The sequence below is a fragment of the Advenella incenata genome (assembly GCF_004217095.1).
Lineage (GTDB): Bacteria > Pseudomonadota > Gammaproteobacteria > Burkholderiales > Burkholderiaceae_B > Advenella > Advenella incenata.
Genome location: NZ_SHKO01000001.1, coordinates 937,524 through 961,821, shown reverse-complemented (window position 1 = coordinate 961,821; position 24,298 = coordinate 937,524). Strand labels below are relative to the sequence as shown.

Genomic DNA, 24,298 nt, shown 5'->3' with positions numbered 1-24,298 from the left:
ATACGCTGCAAGTGCAAGGGCGCCGTGCGAACATCGCAACTTGCAATGCCGGACGCGCAAAGGGCTTCCTGAGCGCTGACAGGGATGGATTTTACAATATGTCCCCTGGATAACGTAAAACCCGTGAGCAGTGCAGCAAATATTGGGGCTGTACTGATTACAGCAGGTTTCAGTCTCCAGTGCCACCTCGCGCAGGCATCTGAAACCTTACAATCTGCTGACATACATCACGCCATTTGCCTGCGTTGCCGGAAAAATCCGAGCAAAAGCAGAAAGATGGCGAGCGAGTCCGCTACGATACTCCAGTAGTAGTACCGGAAAAAAGGGGCGTTCGCCACCAGCAGATAGGACATCAGGTTGATACCTGCCGATAATGATAGGGCAAGGGTCACTGTGCGATGCGGCAACCTTGAGGCCAGGCTCAGACAAAACGTGACCGCCGCCACCGCCAGCCAAAATACCCCGGTAAAGAAAACCGGGGCCAGCACTGCAAGCGTCTTGACATACTGGCCCAGCATTTGACGTATACCATTGGTCTGGCTGCTCTGGTAGGAACTATCGAGCCAATACCCGTAGCTGGGCTTGTCCAGCTGGAACGGGGGTGCCAGCGAAAACCCCAGAAAGCGCAAGAAGACTTTGCCGCGAAATTGCAGATACATCCACGGATGATCGCTTACTGCCGCTTTCCAGCTGGCCTTGACAGCCTCATAATCGAGCACATGGCTATAGCGGAAGATATTGTCGCTCACTGACACCTGCGAACTGCGGGTCACCGTCGCCAGGTCTACCCCCGGCACCAGAGAATGCCCCCTCTGTGTGGACATGTAAGCCAGATCATCCACCATAATGACAATTTGCGGCGTGCCTTTGGTGGTATTAAGAAAATGATAATTGAACAGGTTCAGGCATGTCAGTTGCGCTATAAAAAATACGCAAGACAGGGCGAGCACGCGCGCCCATTTATAGGAAAGCTGACGGTTTGCAAACTGTTGCCAGAAATAGGCCACGATCAGTGGCAAGCAGGAAAAAAGCGAATTATAGCGAATGCCAATGGCAACGAAAATGAACAATGAAAACAGCGCAAAACGGCCGCGCGATGGTGGGTGAAGCAGCACAATGGTCGCCCACATCAGCGCATAGGCGGTTGCCACATCCTTCCAGATCACACCGGAAAGATTGATCACGAACGGCAAAAATCCCAGCACGTAGACAAATGGCGCGTAGCGATGATCGACACGTCGATTGATGCAGTACAAGCCGAACCACAGCAGGAACAGATCAAAAAAAAGAAAGCCTGACGATGCAGGAAAAACCCGATTCAACCCTGACCAGAGCCAGGCCATCATGGGTGGATGCCAGTCATTGAAGGATTGGGCATTGGCCTGAGCAAGCTGATCCAGGGTATCCGGGGTCATGATGCCCGGATAAAAGGCCAGTGCGCACACAATGAAACCCAATACAGGAATCAGGTCGCACCAATGCAGCGGTTTACCGGGAAATGGCGTTTTTATCATATTTATACATTCCCAGCCGCAATTGCAGATAATTGACGAACATGCCGGCCAGGCTGCCCGCCGCGACCCCGAGAACGGGAAACTGACCTACCGTGGGCGACCAGGTGACCAGAGCGGCATAGGTCAGATAATTGACCGCACCACCGGCAATCATCATGGCAAAATAATGCACAAACTCAAGCCATGGCGCCTTGTTGGAAGACTTGCTGCGAAAGGTCAGGTTGCGGTTCAGTATCCAGGTGACGAACACGGCGCAGGGAAAGGAGATAGCCCTGGCCCAGTAATTGCCCACACTGTCTCTGAACAGGTACAAAACGGCCGTGTCGGCGACAAAGCCTGCCGCGCCCACCATGCCGAACAACAGGAACTCCCGCAACAACGGCTTCATTTTGGCGTTCTGAATAAAATGGGAATGGCCAGATAGGCAAACCGGCGCATTTCCCGCCGGCTTTTACCGATGGAGTCCAGGATAATGCCGGCAACAAAGAGCTGCATGGCGAAAATAGACAGGCCAGTAGCTGCGACCGCCGTGGGTAGCCGGGGCACCATCCCCGTCTCCAGCCAGGTCAGAAACAGCGGGATGGTCAGGCCAAGTGCACACAATGCAAAAGCAGTCGCCAGAATGGACAGACACGCCAATGGCCGCTCGAACATGTACAAACGCACGATGGTTCGGGCAATGCGAATGCCATCCTTATAGGTACACAACTTGCTATCCGACCCTTCGGGTCGCGCACCATAAGGCGTATCCATCTCGCCGTAGGGCATGGCGTTTTCCAGTGCATGCACGGTCAGTTCGGTCTCGATCTCAAAACCAGAGGACAAGCTGGGGAAGGATTTGGCAAACCGCCTGGAAAAGACCCGGTAGCCGGAAAGCATATCGGTAAACTGGCCACCGAATATCTGCATCACCGAACCGGTCAGCATGCGGTTGCCGAATCGATGCCCCTTGCGGTAGTTCGCTTTTGCGCCTTCATCAATACGACACCCCACCAGCATATCCAGATGCTCGTCCAGCAATTTTTCCACCATGGCCGGCGCCGACGGTGCATGGTAGGTTGCATCGCCATCGACCATGATATAGATATCGGCCTGCACGTCGGCAAACATGCGCCGAACCACGTTGCCCTTGCCTTTTTCCCTGACATGAAACACGTGCGCGCCGGCTACCCGGGCCACTGTGGCAGTTCGATCCCGGGAATTATTGTCAAAAACGTAAATGTCCGCCAGGGGCAGCGCCGCCGCGAAATCTCGGATGACCTGACCGATAGCGGCCTCCTCGTTGTAACACGGTACAATGACAGCGACCGTCGGAGCTGTGGGTTCGTTCAAAGTCGCCACTGGCTGATTTCCTTTTAGTTTGGATATTACAAACCGCAAATCTGGCCCCCTGGCGTAGTCGGAAGCCCGGGATTGAGCAAATTGTGCTGCAGACAGTTGGCCGAATACTCCCTATGCGCTGAGTCAATCACGACATGACGCAACATACATTTACACCCGGATACACTTATTCCGTTTATAGCATAATAGCGGGTTATCTCGCCTGAAAAATACCATTACTGTTGTACGCTTACGATACTGACACTGCTACCGCCAATGACACCCTCCATCCCATTTTCGCTGCTGATGGCTGTCTATAAAAATGACAGTCCCGATTTTCTGGCGCAGGCGCTAGACAGTGTGGTTGCCAATAGCTGGCAGCCAACCCAGGTCGTGGTGGTCAAGGACGGTCCGGTCACGCCAGAGCTCGATCGCGTACTTGAGCAATATTCAGAACACCTGGCGCTGGATCTGGTCTCCTTGCCGGTGAATCAGGGCCTGGGGCCGGCGCTTCATGCCGGGGTCCTGGCGTGTCGGGAAGAATGGATCGCCCGCTTTGACAGCGACGACATCTGCAGCGCGACCCGTTTTGAAGAGCAACTGACCTATATTGCTGCGCATCCGGAAACCAGCCTGCTGGGCGGTCAGATCCAGGAATTCGAAACCCATCGGGAAGACGCTTACGCTTCTCGTATTGTGCCGGTGGCGCAGGCAGCGATTTACCGATTCGCCAAGAGGCGCAATCCGTTCAATCACATGACGGTCATGTTCAGAAAATCGGCCGTCCTTGCTGCGGGCAACTATCAGAATGATCCGCTTTATGAAGACTATGCATTATGGATTCGCATGATAATGCAAGCACGGTCGGTTGCCAATCTGCCCTCGGTACTGGTATATGCGCGTGCCGGCAATAATATGTTTCGCCGGCGCGGAGGCTGGAAGTATGCCTGGAACGAAATTCGTTTCCAATATGGGTTTTACCGCAAGGGATTCCTCTCCATGCCACAACTGGCAGTCAATATTGCCAGCCGGGTACCCGTCCGGCTAGTGCCAAATCAAGCCCGGGCTTTTATCTATCGGCAAGTATTGCGCCGACCGAACCAGTAGCGCTATTTCAGAATGCCAAGCTCGCGCAGGATGCGTCCACCGGCAGACCTCAGTTTACGCAAAGCGGGGCCTGTGCGTTCATTCTCATATAGCCGGTTATAGCGCACCCACAGTCGATAGCCTCGTGACTCCAGAAAAGCCTGCTGCTGTGCACTGGGTCGCGCTTCGATTAATGCCTGGGCACTTTCTTCCAATTGCTTTGACAGCGCGTCAAGCCGGTAAGCATAATTGAGATTTCTATCCCTTGTGTCCTGCAGTTCTTCGTTCAGCATGCGATACCTTTCTGTCAGGCTGGCCAGCGACTCATTGACCGCTTTCATATCGGCTGCTGTATTTTCAATGGCTTGCAGATCCTGCGGATCTCGCACGCGCGATACACTGCCAGGTTTCTCGCCTTCGTCCGGCTTGCTGTCGGTAAAAGTCACATTCTGAAATCGCGACAGGGAGTAATCATAAACCGCCCTGTTTTTGAAATAGCTGCTGGGATGCATGGTCACATTGCAGCCCATCAGAGCACCCAGAATCGACATATGCAGCCTGTCAGAATGAATTTGCTCAAACTGCGACATCAGTTCGACCAGGGGCGATAGTCGTCTGAGGCACATATCCTTGTCGAACCAGGATTGGCTGTTCCACAGCAGTGACAAGTCATAATTATGGGTGTAATGGGCCGCGTTTCGGGCCTCCTCATCTTCACGAAACAGATTCAGTCGTCCGCTGCGTTGTTCGACCCCGTAAATCTTGAATGCCGAAAAATCGGTGGCAAATGCCAGATCATGACAGAGAAACACCCGATCCTGCATGCCGTCGATAGCCTTCAGATGATCGTAGGAAACACGCTCTCTGGCAAAGATGGTGATCTGGCTGGCGTACTTTTCAAAGAAGGCCTCAAAGCCTTTTACCGTGCTTGGAAGTATTAGCGCTTGTCCACCTTGTGCCAAATAGCCATCGAGTATTTTTGCGTAGTGATTCCAGAGCCCGTCAAGCCAGCCTCCGCCGCCCCCAACAATAATATGTGAGGCTTGTGGCAGCCCGGGATTGGCCAGGATATCCTGTGTTCTCGGGTTGATGCCGATTTTTTCGAAGAGGCACAAGGTACCCAGTCCGATCAGCCCATCGCCAAAATTTCCCGCACTGGGTAAATAAACGGCATTGTTTTCCGCAAATTTTTTCAGGTTGCTGATTAGCGGCTCACACCCTGTGACCTCGGCCTGAATTTCAAGCCGTTTTTCGATAATACCGTTCTGCTGTGCGCTACCTGACTGCTTATTCATGTGATCCGTCCGCCAAATGAAATATTTCTTTTACACGTTTCATATATGTCTGTTCGCTGTGACGTTCCAGAACAAGAGACAGCGCGCCTTTTCTTAACTGATCAATATCAATGGAATCGTCATAAAGTTTTTGAATCGCATCCAGATAACGATCAGCCATTGCCGCATCGTCAAAATCGTTGTCGATCAGCAGTCCTGTCTCATCACGGTATACAATCTCGCCAATACCGCCCACATTTGGCGCAATCACCAGCAGCCCGTCCGCCATGGCCTCAAGCAATATGTTCGGCAAACCATCAAACCGGCTGGTGTAGACCAGCGCATCGTATTGGCTGGCATTCAATTCTGCAAATCGTGCGAACCCTCCCCTGTACGTAACGTTGGGAATGGTAGCCAGTTGATTACTGTTTTCAACAAATACGCTTTGCCCATAAACATCCAGCATAATATCCGGGTCATATTCAAACAGCCTGGCCGCAATTGACGGGATCAAATCTGGACGTTTTTCATAATCGAGTCGCGATGCCCAGAGCAGACGCTTGACGGGAGAGAACGGTTTCAGGCTGTCCAGCCGTAAACTACTGGCACATTTCGCAAACAGCGTTTCGCGCTTAAGGCCATCGATGTCGAGCCGTTGCTCCGCGTAGCGGATGGATGCAGGCTGATCCGAAACAATGTGCGAAAGATTGGGGGCAAATTCTGAGATGAAATACAAACTGCTACCATCAGTAAAGTTGACACCCCGATCCGGATAAACAGCATTGCTGAAATAATAGAATACCGCCTGATTGGTCAATTCAGCGGAAAACCGTTCAAAGAACGTAAACGCATAAGGGCACGACTTGATGTGCAACATGCTGGCGCCGGCCACCGCCTGGATTATCCTAAGTGTAATAATATGGATATCGCTTAGCTGCCAGCGCGAACATATGGCATACAAATCTATAAAAGTGCACTGTTCGGGCAGCAAATGCAGCGCATGCTCCTCGTATTTTTCTCCGCTAAGAATCAGGATGCGCTTGGACGGATCCAGCTTTAGCAAAGCTTTTACCACATCAAGAATGTATTTTTCCCCACCGCCCCTGGACACAAACGGAAATAGCACAACGTCGGTAAACTGCGTATCGTCCAGGTCCTTGACCGCCTCGTAATAGGCGCAGCCTGGCGAGAGCGGCCCGCCCTTTGAAGAACCCACATTGAGCCGCCGTACGAGCTCCAGATCTATTTTTGGCTCTATATAATTGGCAGCGGCAAATGCTTCGAGTATCACCTCTGATGCCAGCAGCCGTTCACGCATGCGTTCGCTATTGAATCCGTCGAACCATTTTCTGCCACCAATTCTGTGATAATCATCAGCACATCGCTGCACGAACACACTCGGAATGAAAAGCCTGGAAAATGGAATAATACGCCCGTGGGATGTGGTCATAATGCTATTGCGACGTTGTCTATAAAACAAAATCGTATCGCTGGCCACATCAAACCGATACCCGGCGGCCACAGCTTCACAATTGAAATGCCAATCCTCAAATGCCTTCATGCCGCCACGCGCGTCGATAAACTGCAGATTTTCAAATACCGACCTATGGCAGCCAATGCGGGAAACATATGAATTAGCCCCGAACAGCATAATATTGGTCACATCCTCGCTGGACGTATATTGCCCCCAATAGGTACGGTCGCCAAACGAGCAGACATGCTCAGGGCAAATAATCGTATCGGGGCCGTGTTCAAGCAAGGCCTGATGCATCTGGACAAAGAAATTATACGACACCAGATCGTCGGCATCTGCCGTCGTAATATACTCACCGCCCGCCGCCGCAATGCCATCATTGCGCGACAATCCCAAGGACCGGTTACTTACGTGCAGAACCTTGTACGAATCGAACTCTGAATAGTCGGCTTTTTCGACCCACTTGCGCGTAGCGTCATCGGCGCTGTCCAGCACCAGGACAAGCTCGGAGGTAAGCCCTTTATGGCGGGCAAACTCTGCCGCCTGGGCAAGCGAGCGCAACGTCCTTTTCAGGTATGGTGCCTCGTTGTGTAAATTGAGAACAATTGAATAATCAATAGTCATGTACTTCCCGTTACGCCTCAGTAGAAAAACAATGAACGGTTTTTGCCGTTGCTATTGGCTGCCAGCAACCCGCATACCGTTTCATGCCAATGGCCAATATGCCCGTATCATCGAGCGCCATATCCTGTCAGCATCGTCTTGACCGTCAGAAAAATTATATAAATATCCAGAGCAAAAGAGGCGTTCTTGATGTAATAAAAATCATGTTCTATCTTGATCTGCGTTTCATCGACGTCGGCCGCATAACCGGACCGAACCTGTGCCCAGCCAGTGATGCCGGGCTTGAGTACGTGCCGATAGCTATAGAACGGAATCAGCTCATCAAACTGTTCGACAAAACTGGGCTGCTCCGGTCGCGGACCGATCAGGCTCATTTCGCCACGAATCACGTTGATGTACTGCGGCAATTCATCGATGCGCAGCATCCGGATAACACGACCCACCCGGGTAATGCGGCCATCGTCTTCCCGCGCAAAGACCTCGGTCGTGTCACCCGTACAGGCCATGCTGCGAAACTTGTATACGATAAATGGCCGGTTGCCGCGACCAATGCGGGTTTGGGTATACAGGATCGGGCCAGGACTGTCCAGCCGGATACACACGGCGGTAACGGCGCACACAATAAGCACCAGCGGCAAGGTAAGCAAAACAATAACAATATCGAACAGGAACTTCAGACGTTCGTAATTGCGGCTGGGCAACAGCGACCCGATATCATTTTCAGACATTTTACGGATCGAGACCCTGCCAGTGAGCGATTCCAGCAAATGCTTGGCATTGTAGACGGCGGTGCCCTTGAGCACACAACGCGTCAGAAAGCGCTCCCAGGTGCCGTCAATGGCGTCGAAATCGGCAACCACGCCGTCATAGCGAACTTCCTGGAGATCTGGCGCCTTTAGAATACGGGTGTCGATGAAGGGAATCTTGGTCAGTTCGGCGGCGCGACCCATGTCGATGACCGCCAGTTTGACCTTTTTCAGGTGCTGCAGCGCCATAAATTCGATATGCAGCCAGAACAAGGCCACAATACCGCTGGCAAACAGCAGATATCGTGATACTTCCAGACGAAACACCAATACGATCAGTGACAGGATTAGATAGATCGCCAAAACCTGAGGGGCGACCAGGGCAACATTGCGCCCACCAGGGTAACGGGTTAACAGGCGGAAGACTGCTACGTTGGACAGGACCAGCGCAAGCGTGGTGACCGCAGCCGCCGTGACCTGGCCATTATCGGGCGACCAGACCGCCCGCGGCCCCCACATCAGCACGTAAGGCAACGCAACGCTCAAACTCCAGCCGATCGCAATTGAGAACACCCGTGAGAACAGGAGTTGCTCAAAAAAACGGTCAAATCGGCGGGTAGGAATTAGTTCATTCACGTTTCAGGACTGGTCCATAATAATATACGACACGCATTACACTACGGATCGGAAAATAAAGCAGCTAGTTTACCGCTTAAAAGTCACACTTCACCCTTCAAAAATTAAAGTATTGAAAAGGGTTGTATAGACTGCGACACCGTATTTCAGGGCGTTTCTGAGATAAAGAAGAATCATTCTCATAAACTCATTACGGTATACTTGGCGCTATCGCCCGACAGGCTTTAACCCTGAACTGTTTTTGGCAGGAACAACTTGAATACTGAACCGGACTTTCACAAACCATTGACACAAATGCCACAATGGCACGCTTACGTCAAGGCAATCAACGCAGCGCCTCGTATGGCCCCTGCGCCAAGGATTGTCGAGGCCGGTGGCATGCAGATCGACCTGACTGCCCAAACCTATAGTCCGGAGGTGCTCGACACCGCCACCGCCCTGCTCCAGGCACGCAACTTTAATGCTGCCCGACAGGCGCTATTTGACGGCGAACCCGTCAATACTACAGAGAACCGGGCCGCCTGGCACACCCAACTGCGTGCCCCTCGCCCTATCGAAGAAGTGGCCGAGGAGCGCAAGCGCGCGCTGGAATTTGTTCGGCGCAGCGACAGCGAGCGACGCTGGCGTAATATTGTTCATATCGGCATTGGTGGCAGCGACTGGGGCGTGCGCCTGGTCGTGGGCGCCTTTGGCTATGCCAGCATGTGGCGCAATATCCGTTTTGTTGCCAATATCGATGGCCATGCCGTCGAGGGGGGGCTTGCCGGTCTGGATCCGCGCGAAACACTCATCGTCGTGGCCACAAAGTCGTTCAAAACGGCCGAAACCCTGGAAAATGCCAAGCGTGCTATTGAATGGATGCAGGCGGCAGGCATTACCAAGCCGCTGAATCAGGTGATTGCCGTTACGGCCAACCCAGAGGCAGCCCAGGCATGGGGTTTGCAGCAAAGCCAGATATTCCGGTTCTGGGACTGGGTGGGGGGGCGCTTTTCCATCTGGTCGGCCGTGGGTGTCGCCGCCGGCCTGGCGGTGGGACCCGATGTGGTTGCGGGGCTGCAAAGCGGCGCCAAGGCCATGGACGACCATTTTTTGACCTCCCCCATCCAAGAGAATGCGCCGGTGCAACTGGCCATGGCCGGCATTGCCAATCGCAGTATCCTGGATTATGGCTCGCTCAATATTTCGGCGTATGATTCCCGGCTGGCCAACCTGATTCCCTATATCCAGCAGCTGGAAATGGAGTCGCTGGGCAAATCAGTCGATATCAATGGACAACCGATCACCGTACCTACCGGACCGGCTGTCTGGGGGATGCCGGGTACCGATGCACAACATACGTTTTTCCAGTGGCTGCACCAGGGCAGCGATGGTGCACCGGTCGATTTCATTGCCTGCCAGCACGAAGATCATGCCTGGAAAGAACACCACATCCAGTTGCTTGCGCACTGCCTGGCCCAGCGCGAAGCGCTGATGAACGGCAAGACGTTCGAACAGGCGTTGCGTGAAAACATGGAGTCCGGGATGTCGGAAACCGACGCCCGTAAGCTGGCAAAACACAAGGTCCACCCGGGCGGCCGTCCGTCCAACCTGATTATGATGCCCAGCCTGACACCTTTTTCGCTGGGCGCCCTGCTGGCTCTGTATGAACACAAGGTATTTGTCCAGGGACTGGTGTGGGGCCTGAACCCATTCGATCAATGGGGGGTGGAGTACGGCAAGGTGCTGGCAACGGACATTACCGCCGAATTGAAAGGCGCAGCAGCGCAGGCGCCGCACGACGCCTCTACCCGTTACTGGATTGAACGCATTCGCTCGCAAATGGAATGAAAATCCTCTTTACCAATTTTCACAAGCGCAACGGCGGCGGGCACGTAACTTACATTCTGAACCTGCTGCAACAGTTTGCCGACCATGACTGCTGGCTGGCCACGCCCGGCACCAGCAGGCTGTTTCGTTATGCCCGCGCGCTGGACGGCGTGACGGTCACGGAACAGGCCTTTAACTCCCGTATCGGCAAACTGATTCCGGAAGTACGCCAGTTGCGACAATTGATCCGACAGGAGCAATTTGACATTATTCACGTCAACGCTTCTGCGGATCACCGGCACGTGATGCTGGCCTGCCTGGGGTTGCCGCGGCAACAACGCCCGCGCATTGTCTTTACCAAACACAACGACCATTCTGTGCATACGCTCGGGCACCGGCTGCGTGCCTGGCTGGCCACCGATGCCATCATTGCCGTCAGCAACTACGTGGCCGAATTGTTCGCAGACAGCGCGTACTCGTGCTTTCCCATACACGTGATTCATCACGGCATTGACGTGCAGCACTTTGCACCACCCACCCGTGCTGAGCGAAGCGCGGCTCGCCAAAGTCTGCTGGGCGTGGATGATCCGCAACTGATTGTCTTTGGCAGCACCGGTGGTACAGATTATGAAAAGGGCTGGCTGGAACTGGTGTATGCGGTGGCAGGGTTGCCCGATGCATTACGCAGACGTTGCCGTATCGTGGTAGCTGGCGACCCACCACCAGACGATATTATCCTGAGTATTAACGGGCTGCAGATGCAGGACCAGGTGATCTTTCCGGGATTGCTGGATGACACGCGCCCCGTGCTGGCCGCCAGCGACTTGGGGTTTGTTCTGTCGCACCGGGAAGCACTGTCTTATGCTGCGCGTGAAAGCATGGCTTGTGGGCTGCCGACCATCGTGAGTGATGCGGGCGGCCTGCCCGAGAACCTGGAGCATGGCGTCTCGGGCTGGGTAACGCCAACACAGGACGTCACCGCATTGCGCGCCCTGCTTGCGCAGATTCTGCCCGATGCGGCTACCTTGGCAACCGTGGCCCAGCATACGCGGCAACGCGCCGAAGTTTTGTTCAATCTGTCGGTCTTTGCCAACAGCACCATGAACGTATACAAAGACGTGCGCTAGCCTTGTTGTCCCAGGTTGGGACGCGGCCTGTCGAGCCGTCCGGGCGCCTGCCGCTATTGTGAGTCGCTATCGTCGCTTCGATAGCCCTGTGGGTTGTTTTTTTGCCAGCGCCAGCTATCGGACATCATCAATGACAACCCCCGCCTGGCCGTCCAGCCCAGTTCCCGGCTTGCCTTCTCGGGGTTGGACCAGCACTCGGCTATATCGCCTTCGCGCCGAGGTGATAAGGTATAGGGTATGGACACCGCCGTCGCCTCTTCAAATGCCTTGACGATATCCAGCACGGAGTACCCTTTGCCCGTACCCAGATTCCAGATATGGGCGCCGGTTTTATCCTGAATGAAATTTAAGGCGGCCAGATGACCCTGAGCCAGGTCCACCACATGGATATAGTCACGCACACCGGTGCCGTCGGGCGTCGGATAATCACTACCGAATATGGCAAGTTTTTCCAACTTCCCTACTGCCACCTGGGTAATGTAAGGCAACAGATTGTTGGGAATGCCGTTGGGATCTTCGCCGATAAACCCGGATTCGTGCGCCCCGGCAGGATTGAAATAGCGCAGAATCGCCACAGACCATCGCGGATCGGACGTTGCCAGGTCCTGCAGGATGCGCTCAACCATTAATTTGGAACTGCCATAGGGATTGGTGGGATTGCCCACCGGACAGGTCTCGGCAATCGGCATGGTCTCCGGCTCGCCATAGACGGTCGCTGAGGAGCTGAAAACGATGCGACGAACCCCGGCATCGGCCATGGCTTCGGTTAGCGTGATTGTCCCACCCACATTATTGTCGTAATACCGCAATGGCTGCCGGACACTTTCGCCTACGGCTTTCAGGCCGGCAAAATGCACCACTGCATCAATATTGTGCGCGCCGAACAGCGCATCCAGCACAGGCCGGTCGCGAATATCGCCCTCAACAAAAATGACAGACTTGCCGGTGATTTTCTCTACCCGGTTCAGCGATGTGACCGAGCTATTGGACAGATTATCCAGCACGACAATCTCGTGTCCTGCACTCAGCAATTCGACAACGGTGTGTGAGCCAATAAACCCGGCTCCGCCGGTAATCAAAAGTTTCATGCCGGGATTCCCACTATGCAGATTCAGATCGGAGTATATAGACCGGATTATAGTGCAATGTCCGGCACAAAACCGGCGGGGCAACCGACTGAAAAGGGCAGATGGAGGGATAATTGATCGGAAAACGACAGACCGGCCCAGATTATCAGCATCACCCGCCTGGCAGAGCAGGAGCCAGGGCCGCAACCATGCCGCCAGGCCTGAGGCTTTGGAAACGTCGTCAAAGCGATTAAGCGCCAGTCAGACCCATGACGGCATCACAGGCCATGTTGCTCAAATCAAAAAAAAGCGCAGTCCTCAAAAAAAGGAACTGCGCTTTTTTGCAAACTGCCACGACAATTGCGTGACTGCGATCAGTAGCCGGCCGCGTGAGCCTGTTCGTCGGCGTGGTAGGATGACCGCACCATGGCACCAACCGCGGCGTGCGTAAAGCCCATTTTGTAGGCCTCTTCCTCGAACATTTTGAAGGTATCGGGATGGACGTAACGCAGCACGGGCAAATGGTGCTCTGAGGGTTGCAGATACTGGCCAATGGTCAGCATATCAATATCATGATCGCGCATGTCCCGCATGACCTGCAGGATTTCCTCGTCAGTTTCGCCCAGTCCCACCATCAGGCCGGACTTGGTCGGTACGTTCGGATAGCGCTGTTTACAGTCGCGCAACAGTTTGAGCGAGTGCATGTAGTCAGCACCGGGACGGGACTGTTTATACAGGCGGGGAACCGTTTCCAGATTGTGGTTCATGACATCCGGCAGGCCGTTGCCGAAAATGTCCAGCGCCTTGTCCAGGCGGCCACGAAAATCGGGAACCAGCACTTCAATCTGGGTCTTGGGAGAGCGGCTACGTGTCTCGTTGATGCATTCCACAAAGTGGGCCGCGCCGCCATCACGCAGATCATCGCGATCAACCGAAGTAATGACCACGTAGTTCAGGCGCATCGCGGCGATAGATTTGGCCAGATTGGACGGCTCGTTGACATCCAGCGGATCGGGCCGACCGTGGCCCACATCACAGAACGGACAGCGACGGGTACATTTGTCGCCCATAATCATGAAGGTCGCCGTACCCTTGCCGAAACACTCGCCGATATTGGGGCAGGACGCTTCCTCACAGACCGTGAACAGATTGTGTTCGCGCAGGATTTTCTTGATGTCGTTAAAGCGCGAATTGGGCGCCGCCGCCTTGACACGAATCCATTCGGGCTTTTTCAGGCGCTCGACCGGAATAATCTTGATAGGAATCCGCGACGTTTTGTCGAAGGATTTCTGCTTCTTGGTTGCGTCGTACTGTTCGTCTTTGACAGTCGGAGTTACTGCTGTGTTTGTAGTCATAGTGGTGTCACGGCCCTTATGGGAATGGACGTTACGGCAATAAGGCAGGTTGTATTGACTCACGGTGGTTTATGAAAACCGCGTGAAATTTCAGCTCATTTTAACGCTTAATAGAGGCTTATCCGCAAAAACCCTAAGAGCGCCATAAGTTTAGGCGTTGCCAGCGCTTCTGGACGATGGGGACAAGCGAAGATTCACCGGGGGGAACGTCCCCGCCCCCTACCCCGCCAGGCCACGACCTGGCTATGTCCCGATCTTATAGCAAACACATTGGGGCAACCCCCGACGCGCATCAGGAAAACCGGGGCAACAGCCGCTCAAGCACGCGCATGCCAACTTCCTGCACAGTCGTATTGACGCCCATGGTTTTCAGATCTACGGTTTGCAAACCCGCGTAGCCACAGGGGTTAATGCCGGCAAAGGGTTGCAGGTCCATATCCACATTCAGGGCCAGACCATGATAGGCGCAGCCCTGGCTGATTTTCACGCCAAGCGCTGCGATTTTGGCCAGACTGCCGTCCTGTAACGGCACATAGACACCGGGCGCCCCGGCCTTGCGACAGGCCTGTTGCAGGCCGAAACTGGCCAGGGTATCGAGCACGACATCCTCGATCAGCGCCACATATTCCTTGACGTAAATGCCCTGGCGACGCAAATCGACCAGCGGATAGACAACCAGTTGCCCCGGGCCGTGGTAGGTAACCTGTCCACCACGATTGCACTGGACGACCTCGATCGCCCCGGTATTGAGCAAATGTTCCGGCTTGCCGGCCTGTCCCAGTGTATAGACCGGACAGTGCTCTACCAGCCAAATTTCGTCTGGCGTCTCTTTATGGCGAGCTTCGGTAAACGACTTCATGGCCTGCCATACCGGCTCGTAGGGCGCAGGCCCGTCCAGATGACGTACCTGTACTTGCATCACAAAACGATTTTGACCAGCGCATGTCCGTGCAGCGCACGATACAGATTATCGAGCTGCTCTCGGGAGGTGGCGCGCACGGTGAATGTCAGGCCGATGTAGTTGCCCTTGCTGCTTGGACGCATTTCCACCGTAGCCGGATCAAACTGCGGATCGAACTGCAACACGACGTCGGTCAGCAGTTGGGCCAGCTCGGGATGCTGAACACCCATGACCTTGATCGGAAAATCGCTGGGATATTCAATCAGCGATTGCTCTGGTGGAATGTCTTTCATCATAATCGGGAAATTTCCTTGTCATATTCAGCCCTTACCTTTCTGTATATGGGGCCGGGCTGGCCATTTCCAACCGGTGCGCCGTCCAGTTCCAGAACCGGCAACACTTCCTTGGTCGCCGATGTGACAAGAATCTCATCGGCGGCAAAGACTTCTGCGCGGGTAATGTTGCGGGCCTCAAACGGCACCCCTGCCCGCTCGGCTAGCGTTGCCAGCAGACCGTAGCGGATGCCTTCAAGAATCAGGTGGTTTTTGATGGGCGCCAGCAAGGTTCCATCTTTGACCACCCACATGTTGCTCAGCGAGCCTTCCGTCAGGAAATCATTGCGAAACTGGATAACTTCATCCACGCCACGCTCGGCGGCCGCCTGGCGCGCCAGAACATTGCCCAGCAACGACACCGATTTGATATCGCAGTGCAGCCAGCGCTCATCCGGGCCAGAGATCACGCGAATACCGCGCTCGCGCTGCTCTGCCGTTGGCCGGATAAACGGACCGCTGGAGCAGAAAATGGTGGGTGTAACCGCAGGCACTGGGAAAACATGCTCACGTTTGGCAACGCCACGCGTAACCTGCAGATAGATAAAGGAATCGTCGGTTTTGGCGCGGTCGATCATGTCCTGCATGAGGCCCGCCCAGAACTGGGGGGTTTTGCCGGATGCCAGGCCGATAGCGTTCAGGCTGCGCTCCAGGCGCTGCACATGCTCGTTCAGCCGGAACGGCTTGCGATTATAGGCCGGCACCACTTCATAGACGCCGTCCCCAAAAATGAATCCCCGATCGAATACCGAAATTTTTGCCTCGTCGGCCCGCACATACTCACCGTTAAGATAAACGATGCTGTCGCTGTCTATACCCTGTATCACCACACTCTGCCCGAAAGATTAACTATTGAAACTGCTCAGGACCTTGTCCCACATGCGTCCGAAGAAGCCGGCCTGCGGTACATCTTCTAGAACGGTGAGTGACTCCTGCTTGAGGACTTTGCCATTGAGCACGAACTGGACATTGCCCACTGTCTGGCCCTTGGCCAGCGGTGCAACCAGCTTGCCGTTGATCTGCGTAATGGTCTGGACCTTGTCTTCCATACCGCGCGGTACGGTCACGCTGACGCCGTCGACAGCACCCAGTTTGGCCTCTTTCACAGTGCCTTCCCAAACGCGCGGGCTGATGAGCGGCGCATCAGCCGCAGCCACCTGTTTGGCGGTAAAGTTCTGATAGCCCCAGTCCAGCAGGTTCTGACTGACCTGTTCGCGTTCGCGCACAGTTGCCGCACCAACGACAACTGAAATAAGGCGACGATCATCGCGCTTGGCTGCTGCGATCAGGCAATAGCCAGCATCTTCCGTATGCCCGGTTTTGAGGCCATCCACGCCAATATTGCGGGACAGCAAACCATTGCGGTTGTGCTGGCGAATTTTGTTGTAGGTAAACTCAGGCTGGCTGAAATAATGATAATACTTGGGGTGATCCTTGATCACATGCTGCGCCAGCACCGACAGGTCGCGCACTGTCGTGTAGTGTTCCGGTGCCGGCAGGCCGGTCGGATCCGTAAAGTGGGTGTTGTTCATACCGAACAGCGCCGCTTCCTTGTTCATCTGGTTCACGAATACATCTTCGCTGCCGGCCACGACTTCGGCCAGTTGAATGGTGGCATCGTTGCCAGACTGCACAATCATGCCCTTGATCAGGTCATCAACAGTCACCTGTGTATTGACCCGGATGAACATGCGCGAACCACCGGTGCGCCAGGCTTTTTCCGATACGGTCACTTCCTGTTCAGGCCGGATGCGGTTTTCGTCAAGTGCCGAGAAGACCAGGCTGGCAGTCATCAGCTTGGTCAGTGAAGCAGGCGACACTTTCAGGTCCGGTTCCTGGTTGCCGATAATCTGGCCTGACGTAGCATCAATCAGAAACCATGCCTTGACATTAGTTTGCGGCGGCGTCATACCGGCCACCTCGGTAAGCACCGGCGTACTGGCGTTGGTTACCGGCACGCTGGAGCGTGATTCCGGCTTGGGTGGTGTCGTAGGAGCAGGCTGCGCAGCGGATCCGGTCTGCGTCGTATCCGAACCTGTGGCTGTCTGCGTGCTGCCCGAGGGCGCGCTATTGTTGGTTTTATTGAAGAAGACATAAGCACCGCCTGCGACCAGGACGATGATCAGGATAAGAACAATACGACGTAGGAACATGGAAACGGATCCGGATAGAAGAAAGGATTTGAGAAGAGGTGGGCCTGCCAGTTAGGAATTATAAGCGCTTGCAGGACAAAATGCGTTACACGGCGGTTTCGGCGGACATCTGCTGCAACGCGTCGAGCGCCAGTTTTTTCAATTCGATCAGATAGCCATGAAAAAAATGGGTGGCGCCGGGGATAACCGTAACGGCAATGCGATAGCTGACGATCCAGTCAAAAACTTCCTGCAGCGGTACCACTTCATCGCGCTCCCCATGAATGACCACTGTGTTTGCAGGCAATACCACCTCGCGCCAGGTAAACCGTTTTACTGCCGTGCCCACCAGGGTCAGCAAATGTGGCAGAGGCTGGGTTTGCTCTTCGCGTAACACCGAGTACAGCTGCGCCGCCACCGAGGTTCCAAACGAAAAACCGGCCAGCAGCCACGGCTTGCCGTCCAGTTGGGGATGCGCAGTCAAAAACGCCTGAACCAGATGCTGCATGTCTGCGGTTTCGCCGCGCGCCTGGTCAAAACTGCCTTCAGATTTGCCAATACCGCGAAAATCAGGGCGCAGCACGGCGTAGCCTGCCTGCGCGTAGGCGCGCGACAGGGTCGTGACCACTTTGTTGTTGCGCGTGCCGCCATGCAGCGGATGCGGATGCAGAACCAGCGCCCAGCCCAGTAGAGGCTGGTCTGGATCTGGCCAGTCGACAAGGCAATCGATGCGGCCGGCCGGGCCGACGGTCTCAAACGGTTCAGTCTGGATAGCCATTAGCGGATAGGCCCTACTTCAATGGCGCCTGGGCGAAATTCGGTGGGGGTTTTGACAGCCGCTCCCAGACGCGATTCGCCCGGCTTGAGGCCAAACCAGCCTGCGCCCAGTCCGTAAGTAAGGACATTGGCCAGGACGACAATAAAGAAAAGCGTGCGCATATCAGGCGTCCGTTGAGTGCTGTGCAAGCGCGCGCAGGCCGTCAAGGACCGGCGACTCGCTCTCGATGAGTGGTATTGTACCAAATCCCATATCGACGCTGAATGAATCGATGCGCGCCTGCAGTTCCGGCATGATCGCCGCGCGCGCGCCCCCGGTGACAAAAACCAGCGGCGCGCGGCCCAGATGTTCGGTCACCTGCTGCCACTGCCTGATCACGCCGCCCGTTTGCGCAGCCACAATTCCGGCGGCAATGGCCGCCTGGGTGTTTTGCGGAAACGACGGCCAAACCTGCGCAGGCATTGGGGCAACAGGCAGGCGGGCCGTCCCTGCGCCCAGCGATGATTGCATCATGCTCACACCAGGAAAAATAACCCCGCCCAGAAAAGTTTCATGATCATCGATCGTATCGACCGTGGTCGCCGTCCCGAAGCTGACCAACATCATCGGGCCGTCAATGGGTCGCGCAGTCATAATACCCAACAGGCCAAGCCAGCGATCGGGCCCCAGCTCGGCCGGGTTGTAGTAGCGGTTTTTAAGCCGCAGCAGTCGTGCTTCCGGGGTTTGCCACTGGATCGGGCAAGGCGCAAGAATGGCGTCCAGTTCCTGCCGGATTGCCTCGGTGGTGACACTGACGCCCAGCGCCCTGGCGGGCACCTGCGGCAGTTGCCTGATCAGATCGGCCAGGGCATTTAAGTCTGCGGCGGCAAAGGCATGCACGCCTGTGTCGGCAGACCGCTCTGCCGAATCGAAAAGGGACACTTTGATGCGCGAGTTGCCGGCGTCAATCAGAACGGTCAGCATAAGGTCAGCCCTGGCCTTCAGGCCGGATGGAAATATCACCAATCGTAATGGGGTGCTGCTGCCCTGCGCACTCAACCAGCAGGCAGCCATCCTGATTCACACCACGGGCGGCGCCGGACAGGACGATCCGCTCATCCTGGATCACATTGACCTGCTGCTCGCGTAGTGCATCGACCTGCGCATGACGCGCCATGAAAGCGGCAAAACCCTGCTGTTCATACTGCGCAAAGGCGTCACGCCACGCCCGGGCAATGCGGGCAACCAACAAGGCGATGTCTTCCGAACGACCGGCATCATCGCTCATATCGCCCAGCACCGACGTCCAGTCGGCAACCTTGCGTCCCAGATGCTGGGTCAGCGCTACTGCGCTGGATAAATTCATTCCCATGCCAACGATGACCACATGGTGGTGCTGCGATTCGCGTTGCAGCGGCCGGGTCGATTCGACCAGCAACCCGGACAGCTTGGCCTGATCATACAAAATATCATTGGGCCACTTCATGAGCAGGCGATCCTGCACGGCCGGGCCGGCGATTTTTCGCAACTGTTCACAAGCGACAATCCCCACCACCGGAGCCAGCATGGGCAGGCGCGCAGGCGGCACAAATACATCGTAAGCGCAGGAAAACATCAGCGTGGAGCCTGGCGTATCCTGCCAGCGCCGTCCGGCCCGGCCACGTCCACTGGTCTGGGTATGGGCACCCAGCAGCGCCGGTCGGCCCATGGCAGATTGTGTATTTCTGACTTCCTGCATCAGATTGACGTTGGTCGAACCAATCTGCTCAACCCACGCAATACTGGCAAAGTCTGGCAATGCCGAATAAAGGGTCTTTTGCAGGACGGAGGCACTCGGTAACAGGGACATGGTTTACTTCAAATAAGGCTGCAACGCAGACATGATTCTATCGGTAGCGCCCTCGTGCAGGGACAGCCATTCTTTGGCAGCGCGACTCATGCCCAGGCGCAATTCAGGATTTTCCAGAATCCGCAATGCCAGGCCAATGGCCTCGGACGGCGTCTGGGCGCGGCGGGCAGCGCCCTCGGCCAGCGCATCTTCCACCGATTGCTGAAAATTGCGGGTATGCGGACCCACGATGACAGGCAGGCCAAGCGCGCTGGCTTCGATATGGTTCTGGCCACCCAGCTCGGCAAAACTGCCCGCCACGATGGCCACGTCAGCCAGACCATAAAAGAAAAACATTTCCCCAACCGAGTCGCCCAGCAATACATCGGCGGTGCGCAACTCGTTATCAGTCGGAAAGGCGCTGCGCCGGCAAACACTCAGGCCATCATCGGCCAGATAGCCGGCGACCAGATCAAAGCGTTGCGGGTGCCGGGGCACCAGGACAAACAGCGGCATCCGATTGGGGGCGATGCCCGATGCGCCTTGCCGCTCTGCTCCGCCCTGTTCGTTCCACTCGGCCTGATAGGTCTTTTTTACCTCGGCTATGGCGCGGGTAAACAACTCGTCTTCGCCTTCCCGGGTGCTGGCAATCACAATGACAGGCCGCCCGATATGACGCCGCGCCACCTGTCCCATATGCGACTGCTCGGGCGAGATGCGCAGGTCAAACTTCAGGTTACCCACCACGCGCGTGCGCTTGACGCCGATTTCCGCAAGACGCGCTGCGTCAATGTGGGTCTGGGTAAGAATCAGATCAATACTGGTCAACGCCTTGCGCAGCACGCTGCCCAGCAGTTGTCCGCGGCGCAGCGACGCCGGTGAAAAGCGCGCACTGGCCACAATAACGGGAATGTTCTGCTTCTTGGTCTGAGCCACCATATTGGGCCAGATTTCGCGTTCGATCAGAATACAGCAGCGTGGCTTCCAGTAATCGAGAAATCCTTGCACGGCTTCGGGAAAATCGTAAGGCATCCACGCCTGGCACAATCTGCCGGTATTGATGGCCGGCGCAAATAGTTTGCCGCCGATTGACCTGCCGGTTTCCGTAAAATGCGTCAGCAGGACAGGCAACCCCTGGTCCAGTAGCGCCTGCACCAACGGCTGGGCGGCCCGCGTCTCGCCCAGGCTGACGGCATGCACCCACACCGGCCGGGCAAAACCAAACACCGATTCTGCATAACCCTCATCTTCGTCATGCGGGCCGGCCTGTTGTCTTTCGGTATAGCGACCAAATCGCTCGGGACCGCGGATATCCCAAACGCCGCCAGCCTTGCGCGCACGCCGTTGCAGCCACCACAGCAGCAAAGGTGAGGCCATTCTTAGGGTTGCAGTATAAAAAAAGCGATTCATGTTCTGATTCTAGGTACCGGGACGGCCACAAGGAAGGATCACTGTCAGGCCTGCAAAGCCTGCTTCAGTTTTGACACCACCATATCTCGCGTTGGCGGCAGGCCCCGGTCGCCCAGGCTGGCAGTAAAGCCTGCGCCTTCCAGCGGTGTGCGCACCGGCGTCGAGGCGCTGTAAATACCGATAGTGGGACGACCAAGCGCCGCTGCCAGATGCGTCAGACCGCTGTCAAGGCCGACCATAATTTTGCAGGCTGCCAACAGTTTAGCAACTTCGGTCAGGTTCATTCGGGGTAAAACTTCGGCATTATCGAAATCCCGTATAAGGGCGTGCGCCCTTGCCGCTTCGTTTTCGTTTCCGGCAAGCAGCTTGAGCCCCAACCCGGCCTGCTTGAGCAGGCCAAATACGACCTGCCAATCCTGTTCCGGCCATAATTTGTCTTCCCGGCTGGCCGACGGCATGATGACTGCATAATCCTGTATCGGCGTGTTGTCGGTAAAGGACTGCAGGCCGAAATCGGGATCGCCCGAGAAGGTATAGCCCAGCGCGGCAGAGGCCAGCAGGCGCTGACGACGCACGGCCGGCTGCCAGAATTCAACTTTATGACGATCATGATAAAAAAGCGAAGCCAGCGATTCGCGTGCCGAACGCCAGTCCAGGCCGTGGCGTCGGCCTTTTGCCTGGCGTACGACCCAGGCCGATTTCATCAGCCCCTGCATGTCCAGCACAATGTCGTAATCCCGCTTGCGCAGATTCTGAGCGAAAGCCCGCCGTTCGCGGCAGGCCTGCCGCGAGAGCCATTGCTTGCGCCAGCGGCGATGGGAAATGACGATCACCTCGTGTACGGCAGGATGCCAGGCAGGAATTTCCGCAAAATGTTCTTCCACAACCCAGTCGATTTGCGCGCCAGGCACATGCCGATGAATGTCGGAGATGGCCGGTAGCATATGCACCAAATCTCCCAGGGAAGACGAGCGAACAATCAGGATTTTTTTTGTCATCGTAGCGATTTTCGTACTGTGACATGCCCGAAGGTCTGCCACGGGGTAACTGAGTGCAATTTCAATGGGCAAGTCGCGGCAACCGCAGCCTGCTGTTGCGAGCGCCAGGCAAGCCCTGAGTATTGGTCGCTATTGTAGCGAAGAATGAGGTGTCGCTGCATTCGGCTCTCGCAAAACAGGCTGCGCCTGGGGCCAAACCCCGCAGATTGGGGGTAACCAGTCTCGAATGGATGCATTCAGGCCAGTTCCAGCTCGGCCAGAATCGGCGCATGGTCGGAGATACGCGCCCAGGGCCGCCCCTTGAGCACCTGCGCCGACAGGATAGTAAAGCCGCGTTGATACATGCGATCCAGCCGCAGCCAGGGGAACATGGCCGGAAAGGTACGCGGTGGCGCCAGTTGGTCCACGGCCATCAGACCGCGGCCATCCATCATACTGCGCAATGACGTTTTCAGACGCGGTAACTCGTTATCGATCCGCAGCGGGCTGTTGGCGAACACCTCGTGCAGGCCCAGCTCATGATCGAAATAAGGCGCCAGTTTTTCATTCCAGTCGTTAAAATCACCGGCCAGAATAAGCGGCTCATTATCCGGCACCAGCCGCTTGATGCGTTCGATGATGGCAACGACCTGGCGGCCGCGACTGGCGGCAAATAGTCCCAGGTGCGCGACAAAACAGTGAACGGTTCTGCCATCGATTTCTACCCGTGCATGCAGCACGCCGCGCTGCTCCAGACGATGGTCGGAAATATCCTCGTTTTCGTGCTCCACAATGCGAAACCGGGAAAGCAATGCATTGCCGTGATCGGTGTCGGTGCGCACGGCATTGCAGCCATAACAGACATCCATCGACAAATGATTTGCCAGCATATCCTGCTGCGCGTGCAACGATTCGAACCGGCTGTTGCGGCCCTGCACTTCCTGCAAGAACACCAGATCTGCACTCAGTTGCGTCAACCCGGACTGCAGATCGGCAAGCGACACCCGCTTGCCAAATGCTGACTTGCCTTTGTGAATGTTATAGCTGACAACTTTAAGTGTAGTCATGATTTATTCTTATCCGAACAGAAACAGACGCCCAAGCAGTTCAAGCACCACACTGATAACCGGCAAAAGCACAACCTGCAACAGACCAAAAGCGATCAGGCCAAGCACAATGAAAAACCCGTAGGGCTCCAGCCGCTGATAGGCAATGGCCCACTTCGGCGGCAGGAATCCGGCAATGATGCGGCTGCCGTCCATAGGCGGAATGGGCAGCAGGTTAAAGACCATCAGGAAGATATTGAGCGTAAAGCCGGCGATTGCCACCTTCCACCAATAACTGTCCAGCAGACCAAAGCCCAGCAGCACACGCGCCGTGATCACCCACAAAATGCCCATCAGCAGATTGGCCAGCGGTCTGGCCAGCGCCAGCAGGATACTGTCGCGCTTCGGGTTGGCAAAGTGCGACTCGTTCACCGGAATCGGCTTGGGCCAGCCCACCACAAAACCCGGATTGGCGGCGATCAGCAACAAGGGCACAAGAATGGTGCCGATGGGATCGATATGCTTGGCAGGGTTAAGGGTAAGACGACCCAGCATCATTGCCGTGCGGTCCCCCAGCTTGTGGGCGACAAAGCCGCGTGCCGCTTCGGCCAGCGTAATGGCAAAAATCAGCGGAATGGCGTAAATGGTAATGGCACGGATAATGTCACCCATGATGGCGGCGCCCCTCATGGCAAAGGACTGGCCGCTCGGCAACGATGGCCTGTGGCCAGGCCTGCCAGCATCCACCATTCACATAACGATCGCCCGGAGAACCCGGCGCGCCAACAACAACACAATTGAACATATTTTTCATGTTCCTATTTTAATCGTGAAAACCCGCAAAAGAATGACAACCGGGCACCCCATGCGATTTGAGCTGCGCTGC

The 24,298-nt window shown here is 55.6% G+C and carries 23 protein-coding genes; 3 read left to right on the top strand and 20 right to left on the bottom strand.

Annotation, left to right across the window (positions count from 1 at the left end; genetic code table 11):
- Positions 1 to 227: 227 nt before the first annotated feature.
- Genes EV681_RS04350 through EV681_RS04340 form a run of 3 tightly spaced genes read right to left on the bottom strand, consistent with a single transcriptional unit; the run spans position 228 to position 2,846 of the window.
- Complete coding sequence (locus EV681_RS04350; protein ID WP_128396093.1) at positions 228 to 1,514, bottom strand: hypothetical protein; 1,287 nt, start codon at positions 1,512 to 1,514, stop codon at positions 228 to 230.
- Positions 1,489 to 1,902 carry a GtrA family protein gene (locus EV681_RS04345; RefSeq protein WP_128396092.1) on the bottom strand — a complete coding sequence of 138 codons (414 nt, stop codon included), beginning with the start codon at positions 1,900 to 1,902 and terminating at the stop codon, positions 1,489 to 1,491. Before EV681_RS04345 ends, EV681_RS04350 begins: the two co-directional genes overlap by 26 nt.
- Entirely contained in the window at positions 1,899 to 2,846 is a 948-nt protein-coding gene (locus EV681_RS04340; RefSeq protein WP_130304017.1) for a glycosyltransferase family 2 protein, read from the bottom strand. The genes EV681_RS04345 and EV681_RS04340 overlap by 4 nt, the downstream gene beginning before the upstream one ends.
- Before the next feature lie 264 nt (positions 2,847 to 3,110).
- On the opposite strand from EV681_RS04340, the gene EV681_RS04335 reads away from it, so the two are divergent.
- Positions 3,111 to 3,941, top strand: a complete 831-nt coding sequence (locus EV681_RS04335) for a glycosyltransferase (RefSeq protein ID WP_130303373.1) — start codon at positions 3,111 to 3,113, stop codon at positions 3,939 to 3,941.
- Positions 3,942 to 3,943: 2 nt separating this feature from the next.
- On the opposite strand, the gene EV681_RS04330 is transcribed toward EV681_RS04335, so the two are convergent.
- The 3 genes from EV681_RS04330 to EV681_RS22675 all read right to left on the bottom strand — a co-directional run bounded on the left by EV681_RS04330 (position 3,944) and on the right by EV681_RS22675 (position 8,674).
- Positions 3,944 to 5,215, bottom strand: a complete 1,272-nt coding sequence (locus EV681_RS04330) for a polysaccharide pyruvyl transferase family protein (protein WP_130303372.1) — start codon at positions 5,213 to 5,215, stop codon at positions 3,944 to 3,946.
- A complete protein-coding gene (locus tag EV681_RS04325; protein WP_128396089.1) occupies positions 5,208 to 7,292 on the bottom strand; it encodes a glycosyltransferase in 2,085 nt (694 codons plus the stop codon). The genes EV681_RS04330 and EV681_RS04325 overlap by 8 nt, the downstream gene beginning before the upstream one ends.
- Before the next feature lie 107 nt (positions 7,293 to 7,399).
- Entirely contained in the window at positions 7,400 to 8,674 is a 1,275-nt protein-coding gene (locus EV681_RS22675; protein WP_130303371.1) for a sugar transferase, read from the bottom strand.
- A 294-nt stretch (positions 8,675 to 8,968) separates the two neighbouring features.
- Between EV681_RS22675 and pgi the strand changes: the two genes are divergently transcribed.
- Together pgi and EV681_RS04310 are read left to right on the top strand one after the other, a co-directional pair.
- Positions 8,969 to 10,501 carry a glucose-6-phosphate isomerase gene (pgi, locus tag EV681_RS04315; protein ID WP_130304016.1) on the top strand — a complete coding sequence of 511 codons (1,533 nt, stop codon included), beginning with the start codon at positions 8,969 to 8,971 and terminating at the stop codon, positions 10,499 to 10,501.
- The gene (locus EV681_RS04310) at positions 10,498 to 11,607 is read left to right on the top strand and encodes a glycosyltransferase (RefSeq protein ID WP_130303370.1); all 1,110 of its coding nucleotides are present in this window, start codon (positions 10,498 to 10,500) and stop codon (positions 11,605 to 11,607) included. Before pgi ends, EV681_RS04310 begins: the two co-directional genes overlap by 4 nt.
- A 53-nt stretch (positions 11,608 to 11,660) precedes the next feature.
- Here EV681_RS04310 and galE read toward each other — a convergent pair whose 3' ends face one another.
- From galE to EV681_RS04245, 14 genes are all read right to left on the bottom strand, one after another.
- Positions 11,661 to 12,695, bottom strand: coding sequence for a UDP-glucose 4-epimerase GalE (galE, locus tag EV681_RS04305; protein ID WP_128396086.1), 1,035 nt, complete (start codon positions 12,693 to 12,695; stop codon positions 11,661 to 11,663).
- Between the two features lie 353 nt (positions 12,696 to 13,048).
- Positions 13,049 to 14,029: a lipoyl synthase gene (gene lipA, locus EV681_RS04300; protein WP_128396085.1), complete on the bottom strand. Its 981-nt coding sequence runs from the start codon at positions 14,027 to 14,029 to the stop codon at positions 13,049 to 13,051.
- A gap of 292 nt (positions 14,030 to 14,321) precedes the next feature.
- The gene (gene lipB, locus EV681_RS04295) at positions 14,322 to 14,948 is read right to left on the bottom strand and encodes a lipoyl(octanoyl) transferase LipB (RefSeq protein WP_130304015.1); all 627 of its coding nucleotides are present in this window, start codon (positions 14,946 to 14,948) and stop codon (positions 14,322 to 14,324) included.
- Positions 14,948 to 15,223: a DUF493 family protein gene (locus EV681_RS04290; protein WP_128396139.1), complete on the bottom strand. Its 276-nt coding sequence runs from the start codon at positions 15,221 to 15,223 to the stop codon at positions 14,948 to 14,950. The genes lipB and EV681_RS04290 overlap by 1 nt, the downstream gene beginning before the upstream one ends.
- Positions 15,223 to 16,089: a D-amino acid aminotransferase gene (locus tag EV681_RS04285; RefSeq protein WP_130303369.1), complete on the bottom strand. Its 867-nt coding sequence runs from the start codon at positions 16,087 to 16,089 to the stop codon at positions 15,223 to 15,225. The genes EV681_RS04290 and EV681_RS04285 overlap by 1 nt, the downstream gene beginning before the upstream one ends.
- Positions 16,090 to 16,107: 18 nt before the next feature.
- Entirely contained in the window at positions 16,108 to 17,415 is a 1,308-nt protein-coding gene (locus tag EV681_RS04280; RefSeq protein WP_128396083.1) for a D-alanyl-D-alanine carboxypeptidase family protein, read from the bottom strand.
- Between the two features lie 85 nt (positions 17,416 to 17,500).
- Complete coding sequence (locus tag EV681_RS04275; protein ID WP_128396082.1) at positions 17,501 to 18,172, bottom strand: alpha/beta hydrolase; 672 nt, start codon at positions 18,170 to 18,172, stop codon at positions 17,501 to 17,503.
- A complete protein-coding gene (locus tag EV681_RS22480) occupies positions 18,172 to 18,333 on the bottom strand; it encodes a hypothetical protein (RefSeq protein WP_165392938.1) in 162 nt (53 codons plus the stop codon). Before EV681_RS22480 ends, EV681_RS04275 begins: the two co-directional genes overlap by 1 nt.
- Position 18,334: 1 nt before the next feature.
- Positions 18,335 to 19,135, bottom strand: a complete 801-nt coding sequence (locus EV681_RS04270; protein WP_165392937.1) for a type III pantothenate kinase — start codon at positions 19,133 to 19,135, stop codon at positions 18,335 to 18,337.
- 4 nt (positions 19,136 to 19,139) lie between these two features.
- On the bottom strand, positions 19,140 to 20,000 hold the full coding sequence (locus EV681_RS04265; protein ID WP_128396080.1) for a biotin--[acetyl-CoA-carboxylase] ligase: 861 nt from the start codon (positions 19,998 to 20,000) through the stop codon (positions 19,140 to 19,142).
- A 3-nt stretch (positions 20,001 to 20,003) separates the two neighbouring features.
- A complete protein-coding gene (locus EV681_RS04260) occupies positions 20,004 to 21,356 on the bottom strand; it encodes a 3-deoxy-D-manno-octulosonic acid transferase (RefSeq protein WP_242612133.1) in 1,353 nt (450 codons plus the stop codon).
- A 77-nt stretch (positions 21,357 to 21,433) separates the two neighbouring features.
- Positions 21,434 to 22,387 (bottom strand): lipopolysaccharide heptosyltransferase I, encoded by a 954-nt coding sequence (gene waaC, locus EV681_RS04255; RefSeq protein WP_128396078.1) that lies wholly within the window; start codon positions 22,385 to 22,387, stop codon positions 21,434 to 21,436.
- Between the two features lie 236 nt (positions 22,388 to 22,623).
- Positions 22,624 to 23,433 carry an endonuclease/exonuclease/phosphatase family protein gene (locus tag EV681_RS04250; RefSeq protein WP_128396077.1) on the bottom strand — a complete coding sequence of 270 codons (810 nt, stop codon included), beginning with the start codon at positions 23,431 to 23,433 and terminating at the stop codon, positions 22,624 to 22,626.
- Between the two features lie 9 nt (positions 23,434 to 23,442).
- On the bottom strand, positions 23,443 to 24,084 hold the full coding sequence (locus EV681_RS04245) for a site-2 protease family protein (protein WP_242612132.1): 642 nt from the start codon (positions 24,082 to 24,084) through the stop codon (positions 23,443 to 23,445).
- Positions 24,085 to 24,298: the final 214 nt, after the last annotated feature.